Below are 4,281 nucleotides of genomic sequence, written 5' to 3' on the forward strand. Positions count from 1 at the left end.
GGTGAAGAGTCCGCTGTTGTTCCATTCGCCGGAGGTGGAGAAGTTCGTCGACGAACTGCCTCGGATTCCGGTGGTGCGGGGATCGCGGCTGGAGATCGACGCGGCGACCACCTCGCACCGGTTCCATCGGGATCTGCCGGAGTCGACGGCGTTCGGGTACAGCGGGCAGTCGTATCTGGGCCCGACGATCGAGCATCACCGGGACGAGCCGTTGCATGTGCGGTTCAGCAATAGGATCCAGTCGCATCCGTTCGGGGCGGATCTGGACACCACGATCCACGGGGTGCAGGAGAGCTGGCGGACCACGCCGCCGACATCGCTGCATCTGCACGGCGGGGTCACCCCGCCCGCCAGTGACGGCCACCCGGAGAACCTGGTGATGCCGGGGCAGAGCATCGAGCACGACTATCCGCTGCGGCAGGACGCCGGAATGCTCTGGTACCACGACCATCCGATGGGCATCACGCGCACGAACGTGTACGCGGGGCTGGCGGGAATGGTGCTGCTGCGCGACGAGTTCGACACCGGCGACGACGCCAACACCCTCGGGCTGCCCTCGGGGGAGTTCGAGATGCCGTTGGTGTTGCAGGAGAAGGTGTTCCAGCCCAGTGGCCAGCAGACGGTGCGCACGACCCTCGTGGTGCCGGAGGGGTTGTGGGAGGGCGGCGGCGCGGGCGACACCGGCGTGGTGAACGGGAAGGTGTGGCCGCGGATGTCGGTGGCGCGGGGGCTCTACCGGTTCCGCACCATCAACGCCGCGCAGTTCAGCACCTGGAATCTGTTCTTCAGCAACCGGATGCGGTTCTGGGTGATCGGCAACGAGCACGGGTTGCTCGACGCGCCGGTGCCGGTGCAGAACTTCCGGCTGGCCGCCGGTGAGCGGATCGACCTGCTGGTCGATTTCTCCGGGCTGGCGCCGGGGGAGAGCGTCGAGCTGTGCAACGACGAGGAACCGGTGATGCAGGCGCGGCTGATCGGGCAGGTGGCGATGCCGGTGTTCTGCCGGTTCACCGCCGAACAGCGGCGCGGGTTCACCGGGCCGGTGCCGCAGCGGTTGCGCGGCGGGCGCGGGCAGCTGCCGGTGCTGCCGCCGTTGCCGACGCCGACGGTGGTCCGCAACATCACGCTGAGCCAGCCGTACGAGCTGCGGCTGCCGCCGTCGATCATGACGTTGAACAACCTGCGCTATTCCGATCCCGACATCGAGATGCCGCGTCAGGGCACGGTCGAGCAGTGGAACTTCATCAACATCACGCCCGACCCGCACCCGATCCACATCCACCTGGTCACCTTCCGGGTGCTCGACCGCACGCCGTTGCGGACGCTGGACTACCAGGCGGCAAACATCCAGCCGCCGATCGGCATCCGCTGGAATCCGCCGGCGGAGAATTTCCTCGCCGGACCGCCGGTGCCCGCCGCGCCGTGGGAGCAGGGATTCAAGGACATCGTGCGGGTGGACGGCGGCACGGTGACCCGCATCCTGGTGCGCATCCCGACCGCCGACGAGCTCGGGTTCGATCCCGACGAGCCGTTCACGCCGTTGAATCCGTCGCTGGTCGGCGGGCACGGTGACGGTCACGGCGGGCGGCACCAGGCGCACAACGGCACCAACCACAACGGCACCGACCACAACAGCACCGACCACAACAGCACCGACCACAGTAGAGATCTGCGCGGCTACGTGTGGCACTGCCACATCCTCGACCACGAGGACCACGACATGATGCTGCGGCTGCGGTTCGTGCCGTGAAACACGGTGTCGCGTCCCTGGTCAGGGTGGCTTGCCCGCACCGGAGGTGGTGACCTTCGGCACTGTGCGGTGCGTGGTCGCGGATGGTGCCATGGAATCCGCAGTGACCAGACGACGGCAGAAAGCGGGGCAGATCCATGAGTCAGCCCGAGTACGATTCCGAACTCGCCGAGACGCCGCGCCGCACTGTCGAACTCGGTCGCGCCGAGGCCATGCGGCTGCTGGCGAGCGTGCCGTTCGGGCGCATCGTGTTCACCCGCAACGCGCTGCCCGCGGTGCGGCCGGTCAACCATCTGGTCGACGGTGATCTGATCATCGTGCGCACCGGCCTGACGACGGGTCTGGCCAGTTCGATGCGGGCGTCGCGGTCGGTCGTGGTGGCCTACGAGGCCGACGACATCGATCCGGCGCGCAGGCTCGGCTGGTCGGTGGTGATCACCGGGGCCGCGCGTCCGGTCACCGATCCGGCGCTGCTGGCGGACTACCGGCGGCGGTTGCGTCCGTGGGTGGACAGCGCCGCCGAGGAGGTGGTGGCCATCGAGCCGACGCTGGTCAACGGCATCGAGCTGGTCGACGAGCGGACCGGGCGGCTGTCGCGCCTCGGCCGCCCGCGCGGGCTGACCGCGGCGACCTCCTGAGCAGCGGTGAAATCCTGATCAGGGCAGCGGCACCGACCAGCGGATGACGGTGCCGCCCTCGGGGCCGCGTTCGGCGCTGAACTTGCCGCCCGCCTTCTCGGCGCGGGCGGCCATGTTGGCCAGGCCGCTGTGGCGTTCGAGCCGGTCGGGCAGGCCGACGCCGTTGTCGACGATCTCGAGTTCGACCTCGTCGTGGATGCCGAGCCGGATCGACAGCGAGGTGGCCTCGGCGTGGCGCACGACATTGCTGACCGCCTCGCGCAGCACCCCTTCCACGTCCTCGAACATCGACGGTGCGAGCACCGACACCGGCCCGGACAGCCGCATGCTGGTGCGCAGCTCGGTGTTCTCGGTCATCTCGGCGAGGATGGCGTACAGCCGCTTGCGCAGCGCGGGTGTCTCGGTGGCGCTGCTCGAGTGCAGGTCGAAAATGGAGTGGCGGATGTCCTGGACGATGGACTGCACGTCGTTGACGGTGTCCATCAGCCGCGACTTGATCTCCGGGGAGCGGGCGCGCGAGACGGTGCTCTGTAGCGAGAGCCCGACCGCGAACAGCCGCTGGATGACGTGGTCGTGCAGGTCGCGGGCGATGCGGTCGCGTTCGGAGACCACGTCGAGTTCCCGCATCCGCCGCTGGGTGGAGGCCATCTGCAGGGCCAGGGCAGCCTGATCGGCGAAGGCGGCCAGCATGGTCTGGCCCGCGGAGTCGATCGGGGACATGCCGAGGGCGCGGATGGTGGTCAGCAGGCCGACGACGGAGTTGCCGACCCGCAGCGGCAGGCTGAGCACGGGCCCGTACTCGACACTGGTGGCGTAGGAGACGACGTCGGCGTTGTCCACGGCCAGCGGGCGGCCGTCGCGGAAGACGATGCCGGTGTGGGATTCGTCGACCGGCAGCCTGCGGCCGGACAGGGCGGACGCGTCGGTGCCCGCGGCGGAGACCACGACGAGTTCGGTGACGTCCTCGGCGGGGATCTCCGGGTCCTCGGGTAGGGCGAGGAACGCGCACGCCGAATCGGTGAGGGTGAGGACGCGTTCGGTGATGACGGAGAACACGTCGCCGGGTTCGCCGCCGGCGAGGAGTCTGGTGGCGACGGCCTGGGTGGCCTCCAGCCACAGCTGGCGGATGCGGGATTCCTCGTAGAGGCGGGCGTTGGCGATGGCGATGCCCGCGGCGGCGGCCAGCGCCTGGACGACCACCTCGTCGTCCTCGGTGAACTCCTGACCGCCGGACTTCTCGGTCAGGTAGAGGTTGCCGAAGACCTCCCCGCCGACCTGCACTGGCACGCCGAGGAAGGTGTGCATCGGCGGGTGGTGGGGCGGGAACCCGACCGAGGCGGGGTGGGTGGACATGTCCGACAGCCGCAGCGGGCGCGGGTCGGCGATGAGCAGACCGAGCACGCCGTGGCCGCGGGGCAGGTCGCCGATGCGCACGCGGGTGCGGTCGTCGATGCCCTCGTAGACGAACTCGGCGAGTTCCTTGGTCTCCGGGTCGCTCTCGCGCACGCCGAGCGCGCCGTACTTGGCGTCGACGAGCTCGATGGCGGTGTGCACGATGGTGCGCAGGGTGTTGTCCAGATCCAGCCCGGAGGTGACCACCAGCATGGCCTCGATGAGGCGGTCCATCTGGTCGCGGACGCCGACGATCTCGGTGATCCGATCCTGTAGCTCGGTGAGCAGTTCACGTAGCCGCGACTGGGCCAGGGTCTCGATCACCGGGGGCCGGTCGGACGCGCCGGGGTGCGGCGTGGAGCCTTGCATGTCCCGATCCTCTCACTTACGCCCCGTGCCGCCGGTCGAATTGTCGACCCGCAGCGCCCGCCGGATCACGGATTGGGCGTGGTTTGTTCTAGTTTAGCCCCCAGCCCCGCGTCCTTAGTGCGCCGCTCGACA

The 4,281-nt window shown here is 69.3% G+C and carries 3 protein-coding genes; 2 read left to right on the top strand and 1 reads right to left on the bottom strand.

Annotated elements, in window-relative coordinates; all coding sequences use genetic code 11:
* Both QH283_RS11190 and QH283_RS11195 read left to right on the top strand, forming a co-directional pair.
* Positions 1-1,750, top strand: a 1,750-nt coding sequence (locus tag QH283_RS11190) for a multicopper oxidase family protein (protein WP_280502945.1), incomplete at its 5' end; no start/stop codon positions are given.
* Between the two features lie 137 nt (positions 1,751-1,887).
* Entirely contained in the window at positions 1,888-2,388 is a 501-nt protein-coding gene (locus QH283_RS11195; RefSeq protein ID WP_280502946.1) for a pyridoxamine 5'-phosphate oxidase family protein, read from the top strand.
* A gap of 18 nt (positions 2,389-2,406) precedes the next feature.
* Here QH283_RS11195 and QH283_RS11200 read toward each other — a convergent pair whose 3' ends face one another.
* Entirely contained in the window at positions 2,407-4,149 is a 1,743-nt protein-coding gene (locus QH283_RS11200; protein WP_280502947.1) for a GAF domain-containing sensor histidine kinase, read from the bottom strand.
* Positions 4,150-4,281: the final 132 nt, after the last annotated feature.

This window comes from Nocardia farcinica (assembly GCF_029867845.1).
GTDB classification, from domain to species: Bacteria; Actinomycetota; Actinomycetes; order Mycobacteriales; family Mycobacteriaceae; genus Nocardia; species Nocardia farcinica_A.